Below are 23,245 nucleotides of genomic sequence, written 5' to 3'. Positions count from 1 at the left end.
TCAGCTGAAGGTGTGGCGACTAAGCGGCAGACTACGCACGCGCTGGCCGGTGAGCTGCGCCACGGCGTTGGCCACGGCAGGCGCCACCGCCGGCAACGGCGGCTCGCCGATACCGCCCATCTTCGCCCCGCTCTCGACAATGCGCACATGCACCCGGGCCATGCGCGAGGGCGGCAGGATCGGGTACAGGTCGTAGTTGCGCGCACGCGGCTTGCCGTCGATGAACACCGCTTCTTCCACCAATGTCTGCGACAGGCCCAGGGCCACGGCGCCGTTGACCTGGTGCTCGATGATCGCCGGGTTGACGATGCTGCCAGGGTCGATCGCCTGCCAGATGTCATGCACCTTGACCTGGCCGTTGTCGATCGACACCTCGGCGATTGCCGCGGCTTCGGAGCCGAACGGCGAGGCCATGGCAATGCCGCGGGCACGCTTGCTGCCGTCTTCAGCGGTGAACGGCCCACGCTTCCAGCCGCCGGACAACTCGGCCACCGCGTGCAGCAGGTTGGTCAGGCGCTGATTGTCGCGCAGCAGGTGCAGGCGCAATTCGTAAGGGTCCTTGCCGCCCTTGTCGGCCAGCTCGTCGAGGAACGATTCATAGAAGAAATCGTTCAGCGAATTGCCCACCGAGCGCCAGTAGCCGAGCATGGCCGGGCCTTTGACGTAGATCTGGGCGATGCGTTTGTTGGCAATGGCGTAAGCCTTGCCCGACAGCCCTTCGAGGGCGGTGGGGTCGATCTTGTCGCCTTGCTTGCCAGCAAGGGCTTCGGTCGGGCCTTCGGTGGCGCTCACCGCTTCGATGGCCACCGGCAGGCCGTCGGCATCCAGCCCGGCACGGAACTTGACCACGGCGACCGGGCGCAGCACGTCGCGCAGGAACTCTTCTTCGCGGCTCCAGATCAGCTTGACCGGCCGGCCGACGGCCTTGGCCAGGGCGATGGCCTGGGGGTACGGGTTGGCCGAGTCATACAGGAAATGGCGGCCGAAGAAACCGCCGAGCAGCGGTGAGTGCAGGGTGATTTGCGCAGCATCCAGGCCGGTGCGTTTGGCGATGTCGTCGCGGAACATGTCTGGCGCCTGGTTGGGCAGCCAGACGTCCAGGGTGCCGTCCGGGTTGAAGCGGGCGAGGGCAGACGGCGGCTCCAGCTGGGCATGGTTGAGGTACTGGTTGTGGTAGCTGGCCTCGACCTTGGTCTTGGCATTGGCCAGGGCGCCAGCGATGTCGCCTTCGTTTTCCTCGTCGCGGGCCGGCCCGTCAACGGTGGCCAGGTGCTCGCGCCAGCCGTCGCTGGAAAAGTCTGCCGGCATCGGCCGCACCTTGCTGTCGGCGCCTGGCTCTTTCCAGTCCACCTGGATGGCTTCCACTGCACGCTTGGCGTGCCACCAGCGTTCGGCGACCACGGCCACCGCGCCCGGCAACTGATGCACCGAGTGCACGCCTTTCATGGCCTTGACCTGCTCCTCGTTGCGCAGGCTACCCACCGTCATGCCCAGGCGTGGCGCGTGCTGTACCGCAGCGTGGAGCATGCCGTCGACCTTGATGTCGATGCAGTACTGGGCCTTGCCGGTGGATTTGTCGTAGGCATCCAGGCGCCGCACCGGCTTGCCGATCCAGCGGAACTGGCCAGGGTCGCGCAGCTTGATGCTGGCCGGGTCCGGCACCGGCAGGTCCATGGCACGGCCGGCCAGTTCGCCATAGGCCAGCGAGCGACCAGAGGCGGCGTGAATGACCTTGCCAGGCTCGGTGGACAGCTCGCCGACCGGCACGCCCCATTGCTCGGCCGCAGCCTGCAGCAACATGGCCCGGGCCAGCCCGCCGAGGCGACGCATGGTCGGGTAGCTCATGCGCACCGACATGCTGCCGCCGGTAATGCGCAGGCCGTTTTCCATCACCACGTAGGCTTCACCAGGTGGCGCGCTTTCGACCAGGAAGTTGGCCGGGTCGACGTCCAGCTCTTCGCCGACGATCTGGGCCATGGCCGTGAACGGGCCTTGACCACCTTCCATGAACGGGCTGAGCAGGCGCACCTTGCCGTCAGGGCGGATTTCCAGGAACGCCGGCACCTGGGTGCCGCGCTCCGGGGTGGCTGCCGCCGCTGCCTGCACGCGGGTCGCGCCCATCGGCAGGCCGAAGCCCAGCACCAGGGCACCAACCGCGGTGCCAGCGAGGAAGCGCCGGCGCGACAGGTTGACGGTTTCGCCCAGCTGCAGCCTGAGCAGTTCTGCGGGGGTATCGACGGGCGTGTTCATCAGGCCTGCTCCCCTTGGGCGAGTGCATGTACGGCTGCATGGATGGCGTTGTAGGTACCGCAGCGGCAGAGGTTGACCATCGCCGCGCCGATCTGCTCGTCGCTGGGCTTGGGGGTGTGCTTGAGCAGCGCAGTGGCCGCCATCACCTGGCCGGACTGGCAGTAGCCGCACTGCGCCACCTGGTGCTCGACCCAGGCCGCCACCACGCGCTTGCCTATGGGGTCGGCCTCGACCGCTTCGATGGTGGTCACCTCGCGCCCGACCACGCCGGCCACGGGGGTGACACAGGCACGTACGACGTTGCCATCCACCAGCACCGAGCAGGCGCCGCACTGGGCCAGGCCACAGCCATACTTGGTACCGGTCATGCCCAGGTCGTCACGCAGCACCCACAGCAGGGGCGTGTCGGCATCGGCGTCGACCTGGTAGGTCTTCTGGTTGATATGAAGTTCCATGGCTCACCTGCTGATCATCGGTTGATGGCGCTTACTGTCTGGTGGGGAATACGTTGTTCCCCAATCCAGAAACGCTAGCACAGAGGTAGGACCACTGGTCTGGTGGCGGGCGCAGGTTCAGAGGATAAGGCAAGCAATTCGGTGGAATGCGCAATCTCTCAGGCTGGCGCGACTATGTGGGAGCGGCCTTGTGTCGCGAAAGGGCTGCGCAGCGGCCCCAAGAATTGTGAAGCGGCACAGAGAGTAGGGGCCGCGTTGCGGCCCTTTCGCGACGCAAGGCCGCTCCCACAGAAGGCCGCGGACGGATGTGGAGAGGACTTCCATGGCGAAAACCCGGATAATGCCGGCCAATTTCGTTTTGCACGCTTAAATCACGGTAATCCCCGCATGGAAATCAAGGTCAATTTTCTCGACAACCTTCGTCTTGAAGCCAAGTTCGACGACTTCACGGTGATCGCCGACCAGCCGATCCGCTACAAGGGCGATGGTTCGGCCCCGGGCCCGTTCGACTATTTCCTGGCCTCGTCGGCCCTGTGCGCGGCGTACTTCGTCAAGCTGTACTGCCAGACCCGCGATATTCCCACCGAGAATATCCGCCTGTCGCAGAACAACATCGTCGACCCGGAGAACCGTTACAACCAGATCTTCAAGATCCAGGTCGAACTGCCCGAGGACATTTCCGAAAAGGACCGCCAGGGCATCCTGCGCTCCATCGACCGCTGCACCGTGAAAAAAGTGGTGCAGACCGGCCCCGAGTTCATCATCGAGGAGGTCGACAACCTCGACGCCGATGCCCAGGGCCTGCTGATGCCGGTGGCCGACACCACCACCTATATCCCCGGCAAGGACCTGCCGCTGGAGCAGACCATTGCCAACATGTCCGGCATCCTTGCTGGCCTGGGCATGAAGATCGAGATTGCCTCGTGGCGCAACATCGTGCCTAACGTCTGGTCGCTGCACGTGCGCGACGCGCAGTCGCCGATGTGCTTCACCAACGGCAAGGGCTCGACCAAGGAGGCCGCACTGGCCTCGGCGCTGGGTGAGTTCATCGAGCGACTGAACTGCAACTTCTTCTACAACGACCAGTTCTGGGGTGAAGACATCGCCAACGCGGCGTTCGTGCATTACCCGAACGAGCAGTGGTTCAAGCCAGGGCCGAAGGACGCGCTGCCGGCAGAAATCCTCGACGAAAACTGCCTGGCGATCTACAACGCCGACGGCGAACTGCGCGGCTCGCACCTGTACGACACCAACTCGGGCAACACCGAGCGCGGCATCTGCTCGCTGCCGTTCGTGCGCCAGTCCGACGAGCAGGTGGTGTACTTCCCGTCCAACCTGATCGAAAACCTGTTCCTCAGCAATGGCATGAGCGCCGGCAACACCCTGGCCGAAGCCCAGGTGCAGTGCCTGTCGGAAATTTTCGAGCGTGCGGTCAAGCGCGAAATCCTCGAGGGCGAGCTGGCCCTGCCGGACGTTCCGCAGGATGTGCTGGCCAAGTACCCAGGTATCCTCGCTGGCATCCAGGGCCTGGAAGAGCAGGGCTTCCCGGTGCTGGTCAAGGACGCCTCGCTGGGCGGTGAGTTCCCGGTGATGTGCGTGACCTTGATGAACCCGCGCACCGGCGGCGTGTTCGCCTCGTTCGGCGCCCACCCGAGCTTTGAAGTGGCGCTGGAGCGCAGCCTCACCGAATTGCTGCAGGGCCGTAGCTTCGAGGGCCTCAACGACCTGCCGCAACCAACCTTCGAAAGCCATGCGCTGACCGAGCCGAACAACTTCGTCGAGCACTTCATCGACTCCAGCGGTGTGGTGTCGTGGCGCTTCTTCAGCGCCAAGGCCGATTTCGAGTTCGTCGAGTGGGACTTCTCCGGCCACGGCGAGGACTCCAACATCCAGGAAGCCGCAACCCTGTTCGGCATCCTCGAAGACCTCGGCAAAGAGGTGTACATGGCGGTGTACGACAACCTCGGCGCCACGGCCTGCCGCATCCTGGTGCCGGGTTACTCCGAGATCTACCCGGTCGAGGACCTGATCTGGGACAACACCAACCGCGCCCTGGGCTTCCGTGCCGACATCCTCAACCTGCACAGCCTCGACGACCGCGCCCTGCGCGCGCTGCGCCGTCGCCTGGACAAGTGCGAGGTGGATGACTACACCACCATCACCACCCTGATCGGCGTGGAGTTCGACGAGAACACGGTGTGGGGCCAGCTGACCATTCTTGAGCTGAAGCTGTTGATCTGCCTGGCGCTCAAGCGCTTCGAGGATGCCAAGGAGCTGGTCGAGGCGTTCCTGCAGTTCAACGACAACACCGTCGAGCGCGGCCTGTTCTACCAGGCATTGAACGTGGTGCTGGAAGTGCAGCTGGACGAAGAGCTGGAGATGGCCGACTACGAAGCCAACTTCCGCCGCATGTTCGGCAACCCGCGGATGGACGCGGTGCTGGGCTCGGTCGACGGTAGCGTGCGCTTCCATGGGCTGACCCCGACCAGCATGAAGCTGGAAGGGCTGGACCGCCATCTGCGCCTGATCGAGAGCTACAAGAAGCTGCACGCTGCGCGGGCCAAGTTCGCCTGACCCATTTTGGGGGCGCTTTGCGCCCCTTTCGCGACACAAGGCCGCTCCCACAGGGACTGCGCAGTCCGTGAGACTAGCACGGTACCTGTGGGAGCGGCCTTGTGTCGCGAAAGGGCTGCGAAACTGCCCCAAATAGCCGAATGTTCATGCATCAATCGCTAATTCGTATTGCACCACCCTTGCCGCATCATGTCATCAGCGCTTAGCTGAATCCCGCTCAAACCTATCCCATTCCATGGCGCGTAGACCGCCAGAAGGACCTCGGCCGCGCGCACAACAAGAAGGCGCAGACCATGAGCACTCCTCTGGATACCAATGCACTGAAGGCCCGCCAGCAAGCGGCATGGGCCAGCGGCGACTACGCGGTGATCGGCACCACCTTGCAACTGGTCGGTGAACGCCTGGCCGAAGCCTGCGATCTGCGCTGGGACGAGCAGGTGCTGGATGTCGCGGCCGGCAATGGCAACGCCACCCTGGCCGCCGCCCGGCGCGGCTGCCGGGTCACCTCCACCGACTATGTGGCCGAACTGCTCAAGCGCGGTGAAGCGCGTGCCCGTGCGGAGCACTTCAAGGTCGATTTCGAAGTGGCCGATGCCGAAGCGCTGCCGTACAAGGACGGTATCTTCGACGTCGTGCTGTCTACCTTTGGCGTGATGTTCGCCCCCGACCAAACCCAGGCTGCGCGGGAGATGGCCCGCGTGTGCCGCTCGGGTGGGCGTATCGGCCTGGCCAACTGGACGCCGCAGGGTTTTGTCGGGCAGATGTTCAAGACCCTCGGCCGGCATGTACCACCACCTCCCGGCGCCTTGCCGCCATCGCGCTGGGGTGATGAAGCACAATTACGCGAGATGTTCGCTGGCAAGATTGGCGCGATGGACGTCAGCCGCCAGCAGTTCAACTTCCGCTATCGCTCGGCGGCGCATTTCATCGACGTGTTCCGCACCTGGTACGGGCCGGTGCACAAAGCCTTCGCTGCACTGCCGGCGGATGCAGCGGCGGCATTGGAGAGCGACCTCACGGCATTGCTGGACGAGCACAACCAGGCCGGAGCCTCGTCCCTGGTGGTGCCCAGTGAATATCTGGAAGTGGTGATCATCCGGTACTGAAGGAGGCGGCTCATGGGGTAGCATGGCGGGCGTCCGCACCCTCACAAGGAAGTCACTGGTGATCAACCTTTTCCACCTGCCTCGCAACAGAAGGGCGCCCGAACCACTCGACCTGCCGCCGCCGCAGTGCCCGGTGCTGGGCCTGGCCGGGCAATCACTGCAACAGCGTTATGTGAGCTTTATCGCGCAGGCCGTGGGAACACTGCCGCCTGTACAGGCTGCTGCACTGCGTGAGGTTGGCCAGCCGCTGGCCAGGGAGCTGCTGTCAAAGGCGGTCGACCTGGGCAGCAGCAAGGGCCACGAACTGTCGGATGAGATCTACTGGCTGGTGCAGTGTGCGGCCATTGTCTCGTTGTATGCCGACGGGCCGCAGTCTGCGGCGTTCGCCGGGTACAGGAAGCATGTCGATTATTACCAGGGCATGGCGCGCTTCGCTGCCCAGGTCGAGGCGTTCCAGTGCTACGTGGATGCCAATGGCCAGCCCGCAGACGAGGTGGACATTCACTCGCGCTCGGAAGATGACCGCTACCGACTGCTGGTTACCCCGTGGGAGGCGGCAAGCTCCCACTGGGTCTACTGCCCGCGGATCATCGATACCCGGCAGGGGACCTGCCTGCTGGCGTTCGAAGACAGGCGCTGGTCGGCGGACATCAGCACCTGGGTCAGTGCCTGGCAGGTCGAGCTGACGCTGCGCAAATACCCGGGGAACCAGGCACGTCGGAGCGTGCAGGTAGTCATCGACTGTGACCAGCGCCTCGCGCAAGCGGGGACGCTGGCGGAAATCGAGCTATCGGAGCTCGAAAGCGTTGTTGACGCGTTGCTCAACGGCGCAGACCCGGCCTAGGGGTCAGTTCTTGCATTTGGCCAACACCACCTGGCAGGTGTCTGGCGTACCACCGGAGCGGCCGGCATAGCGGATGCAGTTGTTCAGCGACTTCTGCTTGGCAATGCCTAGCGTGTTGCCCCAGGCCAGGCCGCCTTCACCGGTGCTTGGCAGCGCCTTGGCGTAACAGTTGGAGCCTGGCGCGGCGGCGTAGTAGCGCGCCTTGCTGTTTTTGCTCGAACAGCCGGCATTGAGTGCCAGGCTGATGGCCAGAAAGGCATGCGCGGCCCAGTACGCGTAAGGTCGTGTGCTGCAAGTCTTCATGGTATCCCTCATCCCGACGTATTAAGTCTTTCAGGATATTTCTATCAAGCCAAGCGGTGAACTATCCGAACGTCAAGGTGATCCCTTCTTATGCGCACCCTGCGCACGCCTGATGGACCAGGCCGCCGCGCCAGTCCCTCAGCCTCGGGTCACTGACTGATTAAGGAGGCGCCGTGACCGCTACAGAGCAAACTCTCTACCGATGCACGCCCAGCCCGCTGCACGCGATCCTGCTGGCCGGCACGGTCCCGCTGTTTCTCGGCGCGCTGCTGAGCGACATTGCCTACTTCAAGAGCTACCAGATCCAGTGGAGCAACTTCGCCGCCTGGCTGATCGCTGGCGGCCTGCTGTTCTGCGGACTGGCGCTGTTGTTCGCGCTGGCCAACCTGATCCGCGCCCCGCGCAAGGGCGGGCGCCCGACGCTGTATTTACTGCTGTTGCTGGCGACCTGGGTGCTGGGGCTGATCAATGCCTTCGAGCATGCCAAGGATGCCTGGGCAGTGATGCCGGCGGGCCTGGTGCTGTCGGTGATCGTCACCGTGCTGGCCTGCGTGGCGGCATGGCTGGGCATGAGCAACCTGGGTTCGGGAGGTGAGGCATGAAGCCGTTGCATGGACTGTCGTTGTTGAGCGTGGCGCTGCTGTTGGCCGCCTGTGGCGGTGACGGCGAGCCGACCCAGGCACTGGGGCCCGACCCGAAGCTGCCGGCCCCGGAGCGCGGCCTGCTGCCGAGCATGAAGATCGCGCAACCGGCGCAATGGGGCGAGCAGAAGCCCACCGTGCCTGAGGGCTACAGCATCACGGCGATCGCCACTGACCTGAAGATCCCGCGCCAGAGCCTGGTGCTGCCCAATGGCGATATCCTGGTCGCCGAAGGGCGCGGCGGCAGTGCGGTCAAGCTCAAGCCCAAGGACGTGATCGCCAGCCAGATCAAAGCCAAGGGCAATACGCAGGTGAAGGGCGGCAACCGCCTGACCCTGCTGCGCGATGCCGATGGCGATGGCACCTATGAGGTGCAGACGGTGTTCGCCGACGGCCTCAATGCGCCCTACGGGCTGGCCTTTGCCGACGGCAAGCTGTACGTGGCCAACCAGGATGCGCTGGTGCGCTTCGATTACCAGGACGGCCAGACCAAGGCTGGCGGCCCGCCGACCAAGGTCACCGACCTGCCGGCCGAGATCAACCACCACTGGACCAAGGCACTGACTATCAGCCCTGATGGCCGCTACCTGTATGTGGGCATCGGTTCGAACAGCAACATCACCGAGCGTGGCATGGAGGTGGAGATCGACCGCGCCATGGTCTGGCAGATCGACGCCGTGACCGGGGCGCACAAGCCTTACGCCACCGGTTTGCGCAACCCGACGGCGCTGACCATTCAGCCGGACACCGGGCAGTTGTGGACGGTGGTCAACGAGCGTGACGAACTGGGGCCGGACCTGGTGCCGGACTACCTCACCTCGGTACGAGAGGGCGGCTTCTATGGTTGGCCGTACAGCTACTGGGGGCAGAACGTCGATGAGCGGGTGAAACCGCAGAATCCGGACAAGGTGGCGGCCGCTATCAAGCCGGATTACAGCCTGGGGTCGCACGTTGCCGCGCTGGGCGTGGACTTCTCAATCCCGGCCATGGGCGAACGGTTTGCCGACGGGGTGTTCGTGGGCGAGCATGGTAGCTGGAATCGCCCGAATCCGGTGGGTTACAAGGTGATCTTCGTGCCGTTCAAGGCGGGCAAGCCGGCCGGTGAGCCGATCGACTTTGCCACCGGGTTCCGCGGGGACGACGGCAAGACGAGAGGTCGGCCTGTGGGCGTGACGGTGGACCCGCGCGGGGCGTTGATCATTGCGGATGACCTGGCCAACACCGTCTGGCGCGTGACGCGTAATTGACTGCCCTACGCAGTCCCTTGCGGGAGCCGCCTATTGACGCCAAGGGGTTGAAATGTGCAGCAGCGCGGGCGTTTGCCTGCAGAGTGGTGAGCAATGGCTATGCTTCTTTGCGCGTGAACATTTCACGCGCAAACCCGGTCTTGAACACATGGAAGCAGGCCTATGAATCCTATTAGCACGCTCGCTCGCGCTGTTGCCCTCGCCACGCTGATGTCCGCTGCCACCTTCACGGTGCAGGCCGCCGAGATTCCGATTGGCAGCCAGGCGTTGGAAAGCCACGTCAAAACCCAGGTCACCGCCATCGACCTGGCCAACCGCCAGGTCACGGTAAAAGGGCCGAACGACAAGGATGTCACCCTGCAACTGACGGAAAAGGCCAAGGCGCTGCCCAACCTGAAGGTAGGTGACAACGTCGATATCTACGTCACCAGGGCAATCGCCTACGTGCTCAACAGCAATGTGGGCGGCGCGCCCAAAGCGAGTGAAGAGTCCGGCACCATTCGCGCCACCAAGGACAATCCCAACCCGGGCGGCGAAGCGTTCCGTCAGGTTCGGGTAACCTCGCAGATCAAGAAAATTGACCTGAAGACACATGAAGTGACCCTGTTGCCGCCAGAGGGCAAGCTGCAGGTGGTCAAGGTCGAGAACCCGGACCTGCAGAAGCGGATGAAGAACCTCAAGGTCGGCCAGACCGTCGATGCGATCTACACCGAAGTGCTGCGGGTCGATACCTGGCGTTGAGGTCGGGCTGCGGGCACGCTTCGGCAGGCCCGCATTCGCCGGCATGCGCGTGACGAATACCGCACGTGCATATTTTCGATTTCCATAAGCGCTGTCGATTTACCGATCATGGTCTCATCCTGACTTCAGATGAGACCCACCATGTCCTACAAGACTCTGCTGTTTGCATTCCTTCCCGTGATGATGGCCCTGCTTGCAGGCTTCGTGCTGCCGTATCAGGCCGCCAGCAATGCCGCCGTCGGCCGTGCGCTGGGGCACTGGTTGTGGGGCGCCTTCACCTCGTTGACGGTCAGTTCGGTGGTGATCATCACGGCGTTGCTGGTCCTGCGGGTGCCCATGCCTGACCTGAGCAAGGCGCTGCAAGGCCCGTGGTGGCTCTGGATCGGTGGTGTGCTGGGCGCCCTCTATGTGGCCGGCGCTGCAGCCTTGACACCTAAGCTGGGCACGGCGGGTTTCCTGGTGCTGGTGGTGGCAGGGCAGATCCTGACCTCGGTGATCGTCGATCACTTCGGGCTGATGGGCGTTGCCAGCAAGCCAGTGAACCTGGCCAGGGTTGCCGGTGTGCTACTGATCCTGGGTGGTGTGTTGCTGGTGCAGGGCGGCTGGACTTCGACCCCGTCGTCTGGCCAGGCCGTGATCGAGCGCTGATCAGTGCCCGGGCTGGCTGCACGCCCAGACTGCTTTGCGCAGCCAGCGATGGCCGGGGTCGCTGTCCTTTCGTCCATGCCAGGCCTGTTGATAGGCGAGGGCAGGGATCGGCAGTGGCGGGGTGAACTGGCGCAGTGACGGGTGCTGGCGCATCGAGCCAACCGCACGGCTAGCTACGGTGAGGATCAGGTCAGTCCCGGCGAGTACTTCGACCGCTGCGCTCCAATGGGGCAGCGCCAGCGCAATGTGCCGGCGCAGGCCTTGTTCGGCCAAGGCTCGCTCGATCTCATCGTGGGCATCCGGGTGCATGGCAATGAGCACGTGCGGGCGCGTCAGCCAGTCCTCCAGGGTGAGCCCGCCCTTGGCTGGCAGCACGTGGCGATCGGCGACGCTGATGAAGCGGTCTTCGAACAAGGTCTGGGTGGTGATACCGGCTGGCAGTTCGGGGAAGATGCCCAGGGCCAGGTCGAGTTCGCCATCGAGCAACTGCGCGAGCATGGTTTCGCGGCTGGCCTGGCTGATCGCCAGGTCGACGCCGGGGGCGACCTGGCGCAGATGGCGCACCAGCGGCGGCAGGATGATGCGCGAGGAATAGTCGGACAGCGACAGCCTGAAGCGGCGTCGGGCCAGGGCAGGGTCGAATTGTGGCGCGGCCAGCAGGCCGTTGAGGCTGCCGAGGGCATCCTGCAGCGGTTTGGCCAGGGATTGGGCGCGGGCGGTCAGGGCCATCTGGCCGTGCTGGCGGATCAGCAACGGGTCGTCGAAGTGTGCACGCAGCTGCGCCAGGGCATGACTGACGGCGGGTTGGCTGCGGTGCAGGCGCAAGGCGGCGCGGGTCACGTGCTTTTCGCTGAGCAGGGCGTGCAGGGTGAGCAGCAGGTTGAGGTCGATCTTGCGCAGTTCATCCATGGGGCGAATGCTTTTGGTGGCTTTGACAGGTGATTATCAGCCTAACAGATGTACTGGCCCCTTCGCGGGCTTGCCCGCTCCCACAGGTACTACACAGATCCTGAGGAAAAGGTAATCCTGTGGGAGCGGGTTCACCCGCGAAGAGGCCGGTGCAGGCAACACAATCCACCTTTGGGGTTATACTCGCCCCCCGTTTCACTGTAATCCGAGTATTCCGATGGGTCTTTCTGCAACCGCCACACCCGAACCGCGCCGCCTCGGTGCGCCCTTGATCGCCCTGGCCCTGCTGCTGGCCGGCGCCTGGTTCCTCAACCTCAACGCCGGCTTCAAACAGGTGCTGCTGTTGATGGTCGGCGCCGCCCTGGGCCTGACGCTCTACCACGCCGCTTTTGGCTTCACCTCGGCCTGGCGCGTGTTCATCAACGAGCGCCGCGGCGCCGGCCTGCGTGCGCAGATGGTCATGCTGACCCTGGCCGTGCTGCTGTTCTTCCCGGCGCTGTCGGCTGGCAGCCTGTTCGGTACCCCGGTTACCGGCCTGGTCGCGCCGGCTGGCGTGTCGGTGGTGTTCGGCGCGTTCATCTTCGGCATCGGCATGCAACTGGGGGGCGGCTGTGCCTCGGGCACGCTGTTCACGGTCGGCGGTGGCAATGCGCGGATGCTGGTGACCCTGCTGTTCTTCATCATCGGCTCGGTCAGCGCCACCCACCATGCCGACTGGTGGTTCGCGCTGCCGTCGTTCCCGGCCACCTCGATCGTCCAGGCCTGGGGCGTGGTGCCTGCGCTGCTGGTCAGCGTGGCCGTGTTCGCGCTGATCGCCTGGGCTACCGTGGTGCTGGAAAAGCGTCGTCATGGCGCCCTGGAAGCGCCCCTGAGCAGCGAGCATCAAGGTCTGCGCCGCTTCCTGCGCGGCCCTTGGCCTCTGCTGTGGGGCGCGATTGCCCTGGCCTTGCTCAACTACGCCACCCTGGCCCTGGCCGGGCGCCCGTGGGGTATCACGTCGGCCTTCGCCCTGTGGGGCGCCAAGACCCTTTCCAGCTTCGGCGTGGACGTCGGCAGCTGGGTGTTCTGGCAGGTGCCAGCCAATGCCAAGGCGCTGGCTGCGCCGCTGTGGCAGGACATCACCACGGTGATGGACATCGGCATCGTGCTCGGCGCACTGATGGCGGCGGGCCTGGCGGGTCGCTTCGCACCCAGCCTGAAAATCCCGCTGCCATCGCTGATCGCTGCGGTGATCGGTGGCCTGCTGCTGGGCTATGGTTCGCGCCTGGCCTATGGCTGTAATATCGGCGCCTACTTCAGCGGTATCGCGTCGGGTAGCGTGCATGGCTGGCTGTGGCTGATCGCGGCTTACGCCGGTAACCTGATCGGCGTGCGCCTGCGCCCGATGTTCTTTGCCGGCGAACGCCGCCCGGTGGCGCTCAGCGGCTGCTGAAAAACGCTGTGATCAATTGGACAAGGAGGTTCGAATGGCGCAATACACCGCTCACGTGGCCTGGGCTCGCGACGGCCAGGATTTTCTCGGTAACCAGTACAGCCGCCGGCACCTGTGGCGCTTCGACGGGGGCGTCGAGGTGCCGGGGTCGTCGTCGCCCCATGTGGTGCCGCTGCCCATGTCCGATGCCTCGGCCGTGGACCCGGAAGAGGCCTTCATCGCCGCGCTGTCCAGCTGCCACATGCTGTGGTTCCTGTCGTTGGCGGCCAAGCAGCGCTTTTGCGTCGAGCACTATGCCGACGACGCCGAAGGGGTGATGGCGCGTAATGAAGCAGGGCGCATGGCAATGACCGTGGTCACCCTGCGGCCGCGGGTCGAGTTCTCCGGGGAGCGCCAGCCGACGGCGGAGCAGCTCGATCAGCTGCATCATCTGGCCCACGACGCCTGCTTCATCGCCAACTCGGTAAAGACCGAAGTGCGCTGCGAGCCAGTCTATCCCTGCTGAGCATTGCTTCACCAGGTGCAGCAATCATCTGCACCTGGACCGATTGTTCGAATTCCGCCTGCCAATTAGCCTGATCCGGTCTTTCACTCCCGCAAGGAACCGAACATGGCTAGCCGAATTGCCCTGAGCGCCACTGGCGCTGCCGACGTCATGCACCTGGAACACCTGCAACCCCTGCAGCCTGGCCCCGGGCAGGTATGGCTGGAGCAGACTGCTATGGGCGTCAATCCCCTCGATGTGCTGCAACGCAAAGGCGGCGCAGCACTGGCACTGCCTTCGGGGCTGGGGCTGGAGGGGGCCGGGCGAGTGACCGCGGTGGGTGCCGGGGTGAGCAACGTCCAGGTCGGTGACCGCGTTGCGTATGCCACCGGCCCAGTGGGTGCCTATGCCAGCGGCCGGCTGTACCCGGCGGAGCGCCTGGTGAAGCTGCCGCCGAGCCTGGACGATGAAGCAGCCGCTGCCGTGCTGTTCAAGGGCATCACCGCGCAGTACCTGCTCAAGGCCACCTACCCGGTGGGGCCTGGTACGCAGATCCTGCTGTATGGCGCCGCCGGTGCCCTTGGCCAGCTCATGGCGCCCTGGGCGCGCCATCTGGGGGCTCGGGTGATTGGCGTGGTGTCGAAGCCACAGAGCGTGGCGCGGGCGCAGGCTGCGGGTTGTGATGATGTGCTGGTCTTCGATGCGGCGAGCCTGGCCAGCCAGGTACGTGCGCTGACCCAGGGGCAGGGTGTCGACGTCGTGTATGACAGCGTCGGCAAGCTGTCGCTGCAGGCATCGCTGGACAGCTTGCGTCCCCGTGGCCTGCTGGTGTCGTGCGGGGCGATCTCCGGGGTACCAGAGCCCATCGAAGTGGCCACTCTCAATGCCAAGGGCTCGCTGTACCTGACCCGGCCGTCCCTGGCTGCCCACACCGCCACGGCCGAGGAATACCAGCAGCGCGCAGCCGATGTGCTGGCAGCGATTGGCGCAGGTATCATTCAGCCACGCGTGTGGCGCCGTTACCCGTTGGCCGAGGCGGCCAGGGCCCATGGGGACCTGGAGCAAGGGCTGTCGGAAGGGGCGCTGATTCTCACCGCCTGACTCCGAACTCACCACCGAGCCTTGCCATGGATGCCTTTGACAGCCGCCGCGCTGATGAACTCGCCACCTTGCTGGCCTTGCACGAGCAACGCTCGTTTGCCGCCGCCGGCCGCCAGCTGGAGCGCCATCCCACGGTGCTGTCGAAGCGTCTGAACGCCTTGGAACAGCGCCTGGGCATACGCCTGGTGGAGCGCACCACACGGCAACTGCGCTTCACCGACGAAGGTGAGCGGCTGGTAGCCCGCGTGCGTGAGGCCAGCCGCCTGATTGCCGAGGCCGAGCAGGAGGCCGCCGAGGGCGCCGCAGCGGTGCGTGGCCGCTTGCGGCTGGCCTTGCCTGCCGCCATGGGCCGCCGCTGGCTCAGCGGCCTGCTGGCGGATTTTGTGCTGGCTTACCCGCAGGTGACCCTCGAAGCCGAGTATGCCGACCGCTTCGTTGACCTGGTCGGCGAGGGTTTCGACGCAGCCATCCGCGTTGGCGAGCTGGCAGACAACCGCCTGGTGGCGCGCAAGCTGGGCGATCACCTGCGCATCCTGTGCGCTTCGCCGGCCTACCTTGCGCGCCAGGGCGAACCGCTCGAACCTCAGCAGCTTTCTGAGCATAACTGCTTAGGATTCAGTGGCTTACGTTCATTTCCTGAATGGCGGCTTAACAGTGGAAAGCAGGAGGTGAGCGTCCGGGTCAGCGGCTCGTTACGCGGCAACGACAATGAGGCATTGCTTGAGGCCGCGCGGCGCGGCGTGGGCATTCTGGCAGGTGGCGACTGGTTGATGGGCGAGGACCTCGCGGCCGGGCGTCTGGTGCGGGTGCTGCCGCAATGGCAGCTGGACGTGGCAGCGGGTATCTACCTGGTGCGCCCCTCGGCGCGGCTGAACAGCGCCGCCATGGGGGCGTTCAAGGCCTGGATCGAGGAACGCTTCAAAGACGGCCCGCCCTGGCGAAGCCAGGGCTGACTGATTCTCTAAAATACATTAGTAATATATTTCAACTAATTGAAATATATATATTTATCGTTTTGCCACTGCGTGCTGGACGCATTGCTCGTAATACGTCTGCTTGATCGCTGACGGCTGCAGTTTCGAACGGCTGTTGTAGGTCTGTTCGGTGATGCCGAAGGCGGTCATGCGCATCCAGGGTTTGGCGAAGCGGCGCACCTGCAGCTTCTTGCGCGTGGCGTACAGGGTGACGCCGGAGAGCTTGGCTTGCTGCGCCTCGGCGGCGATCTGCGATCCCCATCCACAGGTTTCGCGGTCGTTCTGGCTAAGCGCTTTGGCCTGGGCGCCAAAGGCGGCAGTGGCCAGCAGGCAGCCGGCCATCGTTGCTAGAAATACTCGCATGTTGCTGTCCTAAGCATCTGAAGATGAAGGGAGTTTGCCTTGGCTAAAGATGCCTGGGGGCCAGCATTTTCCCATCAGGTAGTGGCGATGCGAATGCGATTTGCCAGTGCCGGGTGCAGGCAGCTCAGCGCCAAGCCGGCGATCCACACCACTGACACGCCATAGTTCAGCCTTTGGTACAGGCCGAACAGTTCGCCGCTTTGTGCGGCCTGGGCCATGAACACGACGCTGACCAACGCGGCAATCAGGCACGCCAGCGAAAACCAGCTCAAGGCTGGCGAACTGGCCAGGCGCTTGCCGAGCCAGGCCCACAGCGCGCTGGCCAGGGTCAACGAGAGGAACATCAGCAGGCCACTGAGGTTGTGCAGTTGCTGCGAGCTCGACGGCTCGGCAGGTGCGCAGCCTTGGTCGCACGGAAACAGGCCAGTGCCGAGGCTGCCCAGACCATGCAGCAGGATCAGGGCAGCGCTCAGCAGCGCAAGTTTCGAGGCGCGCCAATGCCGGGCAAGGCCCCAGGCAAACAGGCCGAACAGCAGGGCGAGGGGGAAGTTGTTGACCAGGGGCGACCAGTGCTGGGTCGGGGAACCTTGGGCGCCGAGCTGGCTCATGGCCTGTTGCAGGTGGTCGTAGCCAGGGTAGGCCTGGGCGGTGAACCAGACGCCGATCAGCAGCCAGAACGGGATGAGCAGGCCACAGGCGAGCAGGGCACGGTCGAGCGATTTCATGCGCAACTTCCTTCCATGGAAAGCACCTACTGTAGCGGTTTCAGCCCTGCGTGTCCCGGCGCATCTGGGTCACCAGGGTGAACCGGTCATCCGGGTGCACGGTCTCGGAAACTGCCATCAGGTCACCGTTTTTCTCGCGGTAATGGCGGATGATCTTCAGTCCTGGCGAACCCGTCGCGGCCTTCAGTTCACGCGCCATCTCTGCCGTCAGCAACACGGCCCGTACCTGCTGGTCGACGACGGCGATCGACCGGCCATAGTGTTGTTCGATCAACGCGGCGATCAGCTGGTCGGGGTGCTCGCGGGCCAGTTCGATGACCTCGGCGTAATCACGCTGGGCGTAGACATCGGTCCAGCACAGCGGCGCGGTATTGCACTGGCGGTCGACGCGGATGCTCGACACGCAGAAGTAGTGTTCCCCCGGTACCAGCCCCAGGCGCGCGGCTTCACTCAGGTCGGCGACGAAGTGGCGCACGTTCTGAATCTCCCGTTGCTGGGTTTCCGCCAGCTGCGCAAGGTCCGCCACCGTCGCCAGTGACTGCGAGTACCCACCGCGCGGGCTGCTGGCCTCGACCCGGGTACCGACCCGCTTGCGGCGTGACACCAGCCCCTGGTTGAGCAACTGGTTGATCGCCGCCCGCACCGTGTGCCGGCTCACCTCATACAAATCGCACAGTTCGAATTCAGTCGGCAGCAGGCTGCCCACCGGGTAGCGGCCACTGGCGATGCCTTCCATCAAGTCCTTGGCCACCACGGCGTATCGCGTTTCGTTCATGCCTTCGCTCAGTCCCGTCAAGTGCAACGGGCGACAGTCTACCAGTGCCGGGGCGTGCACCTGGCGCAGCGCTTTGATGAAATACCGCATCGGGTGTATGTGATCGTACAACTGCTTGCGCTATCATGACGGCTGTCTTTCAAGGTGAAATACAGGGCATGACAGAGCAGCAGGTACAGGCAAGGACCCGGCGCAAGCCGCGCAGTCTGGCCCAGGAACTGGTCACGGTACTGACCGAGCGCATTCGCAGCGGCCAGATCAAGCGCGGCGACAAGCTGCCGACCGAATCGCAGATCATGGCCGAGGAGGGCGTCAGCCGCACCGTGGTGCGTGAGGCGATCTCCCGGTTGCAAGCGGCCGGGCAGGTCGAGACGCGCCATGGCATCGGCACTTTCGTGCTGGACGCGCCGGCGACCGGGGGGTTCCGTATCGACCCGGCGACCGTGGTGACCTTGCGTGAAGTGCTGGCGGTGCTGGAGCTGCGCATCGCCCTGGAAATCGAGTCGGCAGGCCTCGCGGCGCAACGGCGCAGCGACGAAGAGCTGGCCGGCATGCGGGCCGCGCTGGACGAGCTCAACGAAGGCGCGGCACATGCCACCGATGCAGTGTCGGCAGACTTCCAGTTCCACCTGCGCATTGCCCAGGCCAGCGGCAATCATTATTTCGCCGATATCATCAACCACCTGGGTACCAGCATCATTCCGCGTACCCGGTTGAATTCGGCACGGTTGGCCCATGATGACCAGGCGCATTACATGAGCCGCCTGATGCACGAGCACGAAGCCATTTACGAGGCCATCGCCCGGCGCGACAGCGAAGGGGCGAAGATGGCCATGCGCATGCACCTGAGCAACAGCCGCGAGCGCTTGCGCCAGGCCCATGAAGAAGCCGAGGCACAGGGGGCCTGAGGCCTTCAATAACCTGGGCTTGTCCCGCGAAGAGGCCAGCACAGGCGACAAAGAAAAGCCCCGCAAACGCGGGGCTTTCTTGTTTGAGTGGAATCAGACCGAACCTTCGCTCCACTGCCCATTCACCAAGCGACGCAGCCCCAGTGGGTTAGCGTCACGCAGTGCCTCAGGCAACAGCGCCTGCGGGTAGTTCTGGTAGCACACCGGGCGCAGGAAGCGGTCGATGGCCAGGGTGCCGACCGAGGTACCCCGGGCATCGGAGGTGGCCGGATACGGCCCGCCGTGGACCATCGCGTCGCACACTTCGACACCGGTCGGGTAGCCATTGACCAGGATGCGGCCGACTTTCTCTTCCAGCAGCGGTACCAGCCAGGCGTAGGCCTCGAAGTCCTCCGGCTCGCCGATCAGTGTCGCGGTCAGCTGGCCGCGCAGGCCGAGCAGGGCGTCACGCAGTTGCGCATTGTCCTTGACCTCGACCGCCACGGTGGTCGGGCCGAACACTTCTTCCTGCAGCAACGGGTCGGCTTCCACCAGCAGGCGGGCATCGGCCTTGAACAGCTGGGCACGGGCCTGGCTGCCTTCCTGGGCCTGGCCGGCCAGGTGCTCGATACCGGCGTGGGCGTGCAGGTGCTCCAGGCCGCCGACGTAGCTGCGCAGGCCGCCAGCATTGAGCATGGTCTGCCCGGCCTGCTGGTCGAGGTGCTGGCCGAGGTCGGCGAGCAGCTGGCTGTACTGCGCCGACTGCAGGCCGATCACCAGGCCTGGGTTAGTGCAGAACTGCCCGGCACCCATGCACACGGAGCCGGCCAGCTCGCGGGCGATGGCTTCACCTCGCTTGGCCAGGGCACCCGGCAGGATGATCACCGGGTTGATGCTGGACATCTCGGCGAACACCGGGATCGGTTGTGGGCGCTCAGCGGCCATGCGGCACAGGGCGTCGCCACCCTTGAGCGAACCGGTGAAGCCCACGGCCTGGATGGCCGGGTGCTTGACCAGCGGCTCGCCAACGCCCGCGCCGAACACCATGTTGAACACACCCTTGGGCATGCCGGTGCGTTCGGCGGCACGCTGGATGGCGCAGCCGACCAGGTCGGCGGTGGCCATGTGGCCGCTGTGCGCCTTGAACACCACCGGGCAACCGGCGGCCAGGGCGGCGGCGGTGTCACCACCGGCGGTAGAGAAGGCCAGCGGGAAGTTGCTGGCACCGAACACGGCGACCGGGCCTACGCCGATGCGCATCTGGCGCAGGTCCACCCGCGGCAGTGGCTGGCGCTCGGGCAGGGCCAGGTCGATGCGCGCACCGAGGAAATCGCCACGGCGCAGCACCTGGGCGAACAGGCGCATCTGCCCGCTGGTGCGGCCGCGCTCGCCCTGGATACGGGCGGCAGGCAAGGCGGTTTCACGGCAGACGATGGCGACGAAGGCGTCGTCCAGCTCGTCCAGTTCGGCAGCGATGGCGTCGAGGAACTCGGCGCGGCGGGCCGGTTTCAGGTTGCGGAATTCGACAAAGGCGGCGGCGGCGGCTTTGGCAGCCTGGTCCACTTCGGCCACGGTGGCCTGGGCGAAGCTGTAGGGCAGGGCCTCGCCGGTGGTGGCGTCCAGGCTCTGCAGGCGTTGCGAACCAGCGGCGCTGCGCTGGCCGGCGATGAAGTTGTGGCCGAGGATCTCTGGCATGTGGGGCTCCTAGGGTTGAATGATCAGGTAATCGGTGCCGGATTGAACAGGGTGATGTCGTTGTGCAGGCGGTGCTGTTCAGCCCAGGTCTGCTTGCGGCCGCTGGCCACGTCCAGGTAGTAGTGGAACAGCTCCCAGCCCAGCTCTTCGATGGTCGAGCGGCCACTGGCAATGCGCCCGGCGTCGATGTCGATCAGGTCCGGCCAGCGCTGGGCCAGCTCGGTGCGGGTGCAGACCTTGACCACCGGTGCCATGGCCAGGCCGTACGGCGTGCCGCGGCCAGTGGTGAACACGTGCAGGTTCATGCCGGCGGCCAGTTGCAAGGTGCCGCAGACGAAGTCGCTGGCCGGGGTGGCGCAGAAGATCAGGCCCTTGCGGTTGACCCGCTCGCCCGGGCCAAGCACGCCCTGGATGGCGCCGCTGCCGGATTTGACGATCGAACCGAGGGACTTCTCGACGATGTTTGACAGGCCGCCTTTCTTGTTGCCCGGCGTGGTGTTGGCGCTGCGGTCAGCCGCACCTTGCTGCAGGTAGCGGTCGTACCAGTCCATCTCGCGCACCAGGGCATCGGCGACTTCCTGGTTTTCGGCACGCGAGGTGAGCATGTAGATGGCGTCGCGCACTTCGGTTACTTCCGAGAACAGCACGGTGGCGCCAGCGCGCACCAGCAGGTCGGCAGCGAAGCCGAGCGCCGGGTTGGCGGTGATGCCGGAGAAGGCGTCACTGCCGCCGCACTGCATGCCGAGGATCAGCTCGCTGGCTGGCACGGTCTCGCGGCGGCGCTGGTCGAGCTTCTTGAGGCGGGTTTCAGCCAGGCCCATGATCTGCTCGATCATCTCGGCAAAGCCGAGGCTGGCGTCCTGCAGGCGATACAGCCAAGGCTCGCTGAGGTCTACCGACGGGTCGTTATCGTGCATCACCTGGCCGGCCTGGAGCTTTTCGCAACCCAGGCTGATCACCAGCGCCTCACCACCGAGGTTGGGGTTGCGCGCCAGGTTGCGCACGGTGCGGATCGGGATGTAGGCGTCGCGAGCGTTGATCGCCACGCCGCAGCCGTAGCTGTGGGTGAGGGCGACGACGTCATCGACGTTGGGGTATTTGGGCAGCAGTTCGGCGCGGATGCGTTTGACCGCGTGCTCCAGTACGCCGGTCACGCACTGCACGGTGGTGGTGATGCCGAGGATGTTGCGGGTGCCGACGGTGCCGTCGGCGTTGCGGTAGCCTTCGAAGGTGAAACCATCCAGCGGCGGCAGGGCATCGGGCACTGCATCGCAGCGCGGCAGGCTGTCCAGCTCGGGGGCGGCCGGCATGGCCAGCTGGCTTTCCTGTACCCAGCTGCCTTGGCGCAGGTCTTCCAGGGCGTAACCGATGATCTGGCCATAGCGGCGCACCGGCTCGCCCTTGGCGATCAGTACGGTGGCGACCTTATGGCTCTGTGGCACGCCTTCGACCAGGGTCAGGCCGTCGGCGAAGCGGGCGCCTTCGCCCAGGCCGCCGTCATTGACCACGACCACGACGTTGTCGTCTTCGTGCAGGCGGACGTAGCGGGGCGAGTCGGAATGTTCGATCAACTGCATGTTTGGGCCCTACTTGTCAGGTTCTCAGGCTTTTTGTACATCCGCCCGCGTCGGCAGCAGCCGGCGCGGGCGTGTTCACTCAGTGCCGCGAGCTGGCCAGTTCGCCGTTGGCGGCTGGCTCAGGTTGCGGCTTCGGGGCATCGTCGCGCAGCTCGATACGCTTGATCGGGCCGACGATCACCAGGTAGCTGAACACCGCCACCAGGGCGTTGGCACCCACATACACCAGGGCCCACTTGAACGAGCCGGTGGCGCTGATGATGTAGCCGATGACGATCGGGGTGGTGATCGAGGCGATGTTGCCGAAGGTGTTGAACAGGCCACCGGACAGCCCGGCGATCTGTTTGGGCGAGGTGTCGGCCACCACCGCCCAGCCCAGTGCGCCGATGCCTTTGCCGAAGAAGGCCAGGGTCATGAAGCCGACCACCATCCATTCGGCGTCGACATAGTTGCAGAAGACCATGGTGGTCGACAGCAACAGGCCGCAGACGATCGGCAGCTTGCGCGAGAAGGTCAGCGAGTTGCCGCGGCGCAGCAGCCAGTCCGAGATCACACCGCCCAGCACGCCACCAATGAAGCCGCATACCGCCGGCAGCGAGGCGATGAAGCCGGCCTTGAGGATGGTCATGCCGCGTTCCTGCACCAGGTAAACCGGAAACCAGGTGAGGAAGAAGTAAGTGATGGCGTTGATGCAGTACTGGCCCAGGTACACGCCCAGCAGCATGCGGCTGGTCAGCAGTTGCTTGATGTAGCCCCATTTCGGGCCGTCGTTGCCGCGCTTCTGGTCCATGTCGACCAGGCCGCCGTTCTGCTCGATGTGCTCGAGTTCGCTCTGGCTGATGCGCGGGTGCTGGCGCGGGTTGTGGATGGTCTTCAGCCACACCATGGAGAACACGATGCCCAGTGCGCCCATGACCACGAACACGTGCTCCCAGCCGAAGCTGAACACGATCCAGCCCATGATCGGAGCGAACAGTGCGGTGGCGAAGTACTGCGCCGAGTTGAAGATCGCCGAGGCGGTGCCGCGTTCCTGGGTCGGGAACCAGGCCGCGACGATACGGGCGTTCCCCGGGAACGACGGGGCTTCGGCGAAACCGACGAGGAAGCGCAGGGTGAACAGGGTCACCACCGCCCAGGCCACCGGCAGGCCGCCGACAAAGCCCTGCAGCAGGGTGAACAGCGACCAGGTGAAGATGCTGAAGGCATAGACATTCTTCGAGCCGAAGCGGTCCAGCAGCCAGCCACCGGGGATCTGCCCGGCCACGTAAGCCCATCCGAAGGCGGAGAAAATATAACCAAGGGTAACGGCGTCGATGCCGAGGTCTTTCTGCAGGCTGGAGCCTGCGATGGCGATGGTGGCTCGGTCTGCGTAGTTGATCGTGGTCACCAGGAACAGCATGAACAGGATCAGGTAGCGCACATGCGTCTTTTTAGTCGCTTGCATGCTGGTAATACTCCCACTAGTTATTTTTGTGCGGGCTCACGAGTTGTAGCCGGAGTGGGGCAGGCCCACT

At 64.9% G+C, this 23,245-nt stretch carries 22 protein-coding genes; 12 read left to right on the top strand and 10 right to left on the bottom strand.

The window, feature by feature from the left end; genetic code table 11:
• Together N430_RS17785 and N430_RS17780 are read right to left on the bottom strand one after the other, a co-directional pair.
• A complete protein-coding gene (locus N430_RS17785; RefSeq protein ID WP_110638112.1) occupies window positions 1-2,250 on the bottom strand; it encodes a xanthine dehydrogenase family protein molybdopterin-binding subunit in 2,250 nt (749 codons plus the stop codon).
• Window positions 2,250-2,705, bottom strand: a complete 456-nt coding sequence (locus tag N430_RS17780) for a (2Fe-2S)-binding protein (RefSeq protein ID WP_110638111.1) — start codon at window positions 2,703-2,705, stop codon at window positions 2,250-2,252. Before N430_RS17780 ends, N430_RS17785 begins: the two co-directional genes overlap by 1 nt.
• Before the next feature lie 387 nt (window positions 2,706-3,092).
• On the opposite strand from N430_RS17780, the gene N430_RS17775 reads away from it, so the two are divergent.
• From N430_RS17775 to N430_RS17765, 3 genes are all read left to right on the top strand, one after another.
• Window positions 3,093-5,279: an OsmC domain/YcaO domain-containing protein gene (locus tag N430_RS17775; protein ID WP_110638110.1), complete on the top strand. Its 2,187-nt coding sequence runs from the start codon at window positions 3,093-3,095 to the stop codon at window positions 5,277-5,279.
• 293 nt (window positions 5,280-5,572) lie between these two features.
• Window positions 5,573-6,385: a class I SAM-dependent methyltransferase gene (locus tag N430_RS17770; RefSeq protein WP_110638109.1), complete on the top strand. Its 813-nt coding sequence runs from the start codon at window positions 5,573-5,575 to the stop codon at window positions 6,383-6,385.
• 58 nt (window positions 6,386-6,443) lie between these two features.
• Window positions 6,444-7,229 carry a hypothetical protein gene (locus N430_RS17765; RefSeq protein WP_110638108.1) on the top strand — a complete coding sequence of 262 codons (786 nt, stop codon included), beginning with the start codon at window positions 6,444-6,446 and terminating at the stop codon, window positions 7,227-7,229.
• Between the two features lie 3 nt (window positions 7,230-7,232).
• Here N430_RS17765 and N430_RS17760 read toward each other — a convergent pair whose 3' ends face one another.
• Window positions 7,233-7,532, bottom strand: coding sequence for a hypothetical protein (locus N430_RS17760; protein ID WP_110638107.1), 300 nt, complete (start codon window positions 7,530-7,532; stop codon window positions 7,233-7,235).
• Window positions 7,533-7,705: 173 nt separating this feature from the next.
• Here N430_RS17760 and N430_RS17755 point away from each other — a divergent pair, with 173 nt between their 5' ends.
• The 4 genes from N430_RS17755 (at window position 7,706) to N430_RS17740 (ending at window position 10,809) form a co-directional block, all read left to right on the top strand.
• Window positions 7,706-8,134: a DUF2231 domain-containing protein gene (locus N430_RS17755; protein ID WP_110638106.1), complete on the top strand. Its 429-nt coding sequence runs from the start codon at window positions 7,706-7,708 to the stop codon at window positions 8,132-8,134.
• Window positions 8,131-9,420, top strand: a complete 1,290-nt coding sequence (locus tag N430_RS17750) for a sorbosone dehydrogenase family protein (protein ID WP_110638105.1) — start codon at window positions 8,131-8,133, stop codon at window positions 9,418-9,420. Before N430_RS17755 ends, N430_RS17750 begins: the two co-directional genes overlap by 4 nt.
• 162 nt (window positions 9,421-9,582) lie before the next feature.
• Window positions 9,583-10,161 carry a hypothetical protein gene (locus N430_RS17745; RefSeq protein ID WP_110638104.1) on the top strand — a complete coding sequence of 193 codons (579 nt, stop codon included), beginning with the start codon at window positions 9,583-9,585 and terminating at the stop codon, window positions 10,159-10,161.
• A gap of 141 nt (window positions 10,162-10,302) precedes the next feature.
• Window positions 10,303-10,809, top strand: coding sequence for a DMT family transporter (locus N430_RS17740; RefSeq protein ID WP_110638103.1), 507 nt, complete (start codon window positions 10,303-10,305; stop codon window positions 10,807-10,809).
• On the opposite strand, the gene N430_RS17735 is transcribed toward N430_RS17740, so the two are convergent.
• Window positions 10,810-11,718 carry a LysR family transcriptional regulator gene (locus N430_RS17735; protein ID WP_110638102.1) on the bottom strand — a complete coding sequence of 303 codons (909 nt, stop codon included), beginning with the start codon at window positions 11,716-11,718 and terminating at the stop codon, window positions 10,810-10,812.
• Between the two features lie 217 nt (window positions 11,719-11,935).
• Between N430_RS17735 and N430_RS17730 the strand changes: the two genes are divergently transcribed.
• From N430_RS17730 to N430_RS17715, 4 genes are all read left to right on the top strand, one after another.
• Window positions 11,936-13,150: a YeeE/YedE family protein gene (locus N430_RS17730; RefSeq protein WP_110638101.1), complete on the top strand. Its 1,215-nt coding sequence runs from the start codon at window positions 11,936-11,938 to the stop codon at window positions 13,148-13,150.
• 34 nt (window positions 13,151-13,184) lie between these two features.
• On the top strand, window positions 13,185-13,655 hold the full coding sequence (locus N430_RS17725; RefSeq protein ID WP_110638100.1) for an OsmC family protein: 471 nt from the start codon (window positions 13,185-13,187) through the stop codon (window positions 13,653-13,655).
• Between the two features lie 105 nt (window positions 13,656-13,760).
• The gene (locus N430_RS17720; RefSeq protein WP_110638099.1) at window positions 13,761-14,735 is read left to right on the top strand and encodes a quinone oxidoreductase; all 975 of its coding nucleotides are present in this window, start codon (window positions 13,761-13,763) and stop codon (window positions 14,733-14,735) included.
• A gap of 26 nt (window positions 14,736-14,761) precedes the next feature.
• Entirely contained in the window at window positions 14,762-15,688 is a 927-nt protein-coding gene (locus N430_RS17715) for a LysR family transcriptional regulator (protein WP_110638098.1), read from the top strand.
• Between the two features lie 54 nt (window positions 15,689-15,742).
• On the opposite strand, the gene N430_RS17710 is transcribed toward N430_RS17715, so the two are convergent.
• The 3 genes from N430_RS17710 to N430_RS17700 form a co-directional block, all read right to left on the bottom strand.
• Window positions 15,743-16,072 (bottom strand): hypothetical protein, encoded by a 330-nt coding sequence (locus N430_RS17710; protein ID WP_110638097.1) that lies wholly within the window; start codon window positions 16,070-16,072, stop codon window positions 15,743-15,745.
• Window positions 16,073-16,146: 74 nt separating this feature from the next.
• Window positions 16,147-16,797: a DUF998 domain-containing protein gene (locus N430_RS17705; protein WP_110638096.1), complete on the bottom strand. Its 651-nt coding sequence runs from the start codon at window positions 16,795-16,797 to the stop codon at window positions 16,147-16,149.
• Between the two features lie 40 nt (window positions 16,798-16,837).
• Complete coding sequence (locus N430_RS17700) at window positions 16,838-17,572, bottom strand: GntR family transcriptional regulator (protein ID WP_110638136.1); 735 nt, start codon at window positions 17,570-17,572, stop codon at window positions 16,838-16,840.
• 158 nt (window positions 17,573-17,730) lie between these two features.
• Between N430_RS17700 and N430_RS17695 the strand changes: the two genes are divergently transcribed.
• Window positions 17,731-18,480 (top strand): FadR/GntR family transcriptional regulator, encoded by a 750-nt coding sequence (locus N430_RS17695; protein WP_110638095.1) that lies wholly within the window; start codon window positions 17,731-17,733, stop codon window positions 18,478-18,480.
• A gap of 93 nt (window positions 18,481-18,573) precedes the next feature.
• Here N430_RS17695 and N430_RS17690 read toward each other — a convergent pair whose 3' ends face one another.
• The 3 genes from N430_RS17690 to N430_RS17680 form a co-directional block, all read right to left on the bottom strand.
• The gene (locus tag N430_RS17690) at window positions 18,574-20,154 is read right to left on the bottom strand and encodes an aldehyde dehydrogenase (NADP(+)) (RefSeq protein WP_110638094.1); all 1,581 of its coding nucleotides are present in this window, start codon (window positions 20,152-20,154) and stop codon (window positions 18,574-18,576) included.
• Between the two features lie 23 nt (window positions 20,155-20,177).
• Window positions 20,178-21,731, bottom strand: a complete 1,554-nt coding sequence (gene garD / locus N430_RS17685; protein ID WP_110638093.1) for a galactarate dehydratase — start codon at window positions 21,729-21,731, stop codon at window positions 20,178-20,180.
• 79 nt (window positions 21,732-21,810) lie between these two features.
• A complete protein-coding gene (locus tag N430_RS17680) occupies window positions 21,811-23,175 on the bottom strand; it encodes an MFS transporter (protein WP_110638092.1) in 1,365 nt (454 codons plus the stop codon).
• Window positions 23,176-23,245: the final 70 nt, after the last annotated feature.

Origin of the sequence: Pseudomonas sp. CC120222-01a, from assembly GCF_003097235.1 — a bacterium.
Taxonomy (GTDB): Bacteria; Pseudomonadota; Gammaproteobacteria; order Pseudomonadales; family Pseudomonadaceae; genus Aquipseudomonas.
The sequence above is the reverse complement of the archived record's forward strand: the minus strand, read 5'-3'. Positions and strand labels throughout refer to the sequence as shown.

What these genes read in the sequence shown, in the direction of transcription:
- N430_RS17785 (WP_110638112.1), bottom strand. Translation starts at nt 2,250, where the DNA reads ATGAACACGCCCGTCGATACCCCCGCAGAACTGCTCAGGCTGCAGCTG.
- N430_RS17780 (WP_110638111.1), bottom strand. Translation starts at nt 2,705, where the DNA reads ATGGAACTTCATATCAACCAGAAGACCTACCAGGTCGACGCCGATGCC.
- N430_RS17775 (WP_110638110.1), top strand. Translation starts at nt 3,093, where the DNA reads ATGGAAATCAAGGTCAATTTTCTCGACAACCTTCGTCTTGAAGCCAAG.
- N430_RS17770 (WP_110638109.1), top strand. Translation starts at nt 5,573, where the DNA reads ATGAGCACTCCTCTGGATACCAATGCACTGAAGGCCCGCCAGCAAGCG.
- N430_RS17760 (WP_110638107.1), bottom strand. Translation starts at nt 7,532, where the DNA reads ATGAAGACTTGCAGCACACGACCTTACGCGTACTGGGCCGCGCATGCC.
- N430_RS17750 (WP_110638105.1), top strand. Translation starts at nt 8,131, where the DNA reads ATGAAGCCGTTGCATGGACTGTCGTTGTTGAGCGTGGCGCTGCTGTTG.
- N430_RS17745 (WP_110638104.1), top strand. Translation starts at nt 9,583, where the DNA reads ATGAATCCTATTAGCACGCTCGCTCGCGCTGTTGCCCTCGCCACGCTG.
- N430_RS17740 (WP_110638103.1), top strand. Translation starts at nt 10,303, where the DNA reads ATGTCCTACAAGACTCTGCTGTTTGCATTCCTTCCCGTGATGATGGCC.
- N430_RS17735 (WP_110638102.1), bottom strand. Translation starts at nt 11,718, where the DNA reads ATGGATGAACTGCGCAAGATCGACCTCAACCTGCTGCTCACCCTGCAC.
- N430_RS17730 (WP_110638101.1), top strand. Translation starts at nt 11,936, where the DNA reads ATGGGTCTTTCTGCAACCGCCACACCCGAACCGCGCCGCCTCGGTGCG.
- N430_RS17725 (WP_110638100.1), top strand. Translation starts at nt 13,185, where the DNA reads ATGGCGCAATACACCGCTCACGTGGCCTGGGCTCGCGACGGCCAGGAT.
- N430_RS17720 (WP_110638099.1), top strand. Translation starts at nt 13,761, where the DNA reads ATGGCTAGCCGAATTGCCCTGAGCGCCACTGGCGCTGCCGACGTCATG.
- N430_RS17715 (WP_110638098.1), top strand. Translation starts at nt 14,762, where the DNA reads ATGGATGCCTTTGACAGCCGCCGCGCTGATGAACTCGCCACCTTGCTG.
- N430_RS17710 (WP_110638097.1), bottom strand. Translation starts at nt 16,072, where the DNA reads ATGCGAGTATTTCTAGCAACGATGGCCGGCTGCCTGCTGGCCACTGCC.
- N430_RS17705 (WP_110638096.1), bottom strand. Translation starts at nt 16,797, where the DNA reads ATGAAATCGCTCGACCGTGCCCTGCTCGCCTGTGGCCTGCTCATCCCG.
- N430_RS17700 (WP_110638136.1), bottom strand. Translation starts at nt 17,572, where the DNA reads ATGAACGAAACGCGATACGCCGTGGTGGCCAAGGACTTGATGGAAGGC.
- N430_RS17695 (WP_110638095.1), top strand. Translation starts at nt 17,731, where the DNA reads ATGACAGAGCAGCAGGTACAGGCAAGGACCCGGCGCAAGCCGCGCAGT.
- N430_RS17690 (WP_110638094.1), bottom strand. Translation starts at nt 20,154, where the DNA reads ATGCCAGAGATCCTCGGCCACAACTTCATCGCCGGCCAGCGCAGCGCC.
- garD (WP_110638093.1), bottom strand. Translation starts at nt 21,731, where the DNA reads ATGCAGTTGATCGAACATTCCGACTCGCCCCGCTACGTCCGCCTGCAC.
- N430_RS17680 (WP_110638092.1), bottom strand. Translation starts at nt 23,175, where the DNA reads ATGCAAGCGACTAAAAAGACGCATGTGCGCTACCTGATCCTGTTCATG.